The organism is Sphingomonas sp. TREG-RG-20F-R18-01, assembly GCF_022662475.1.
Classification (GTDB): Bacteria; Pseudomonadota; Alphaproteobacteria; order Sphingomonadales; family Sphingomonadaceae; genus Sphingomonas.
Genome location: NZ_JAKNQQ010000052.1, coordinates 1 through 593, shown reverse-complemented (window position 1 = coordinate 593; position 593 = coordinate 1). Strand labels below are relative to the sequence as shown.

At 56.0% G+C, this 593-nt stretch carries 2 tRNA genes; both read left to right on the top strand.

Annotated elements, in window-relative coordinates:
- Positions 1–204: 204 nt before the first annotated feature.
- A tRNA-Ile gene (locus tag L8K25_RS22600) sits at positions 205–281 on the top strand.
- Between the two features lie 23 nt (positions 282–304).
- Positions 305–380, top strand: a tRNA-Ala gene (locus L8K25_RS22595).
- The last annotated feature ends 213 nt before the right edge of the window (positions 381–593 follow it).

The following is a 593-nucleotide window of genomic DNA, read 5'->3' as shown; positions in this document are numbered from 1 at the left end:
TCGACGGTTCGCCATTGAGAAGAGCTTCTTCCATTCCAAAGAACATTTGCCGCCGTCCTCATGTCCCTTCATCACTAGGTTAAGCGCAAGGCGCGAGACGAATTAGCGTAAGCTAATTCGCACGTCGCCTAGCTCGGCCAGCGCAGTTAAGCGCGCCCATAAGGCGCAGCTTTGCTGCGACTGACGGGCGCGCGAGCGAGGCGCGGGCCTGTAGCTCAGTTGGTTAGAGCGCACCCCTGATAAGGGTGAGGTCGGTGGTTCGAATCCACCCAGGCCCACCACTTTTTGCGCTTTTGAAGAGTATGGGGCCTTAGCTCAGCTGGGAGAGCGGTTGCTTTGCAAGCATCAGGTCATCGGTTCGATCCCGATAGGCTCCACCACTCGCCACAACCTAGAGATGAAGAGAAAACGCTTCCGCTTCGGCGGAAATTGCGGGGTTCGCCCCGTCCTTATTTGACATTGTGAATGGGTTCTTAAAATCGATGCCGTGATACGGCGTTGGTTCGACCGGAACGACTTTGGATCGCGGTTCGCCGCGAGGTCAGAGCGTGGAGGGTCGGATACAACGCTAATTAATCAGGCTGAGCATTTTC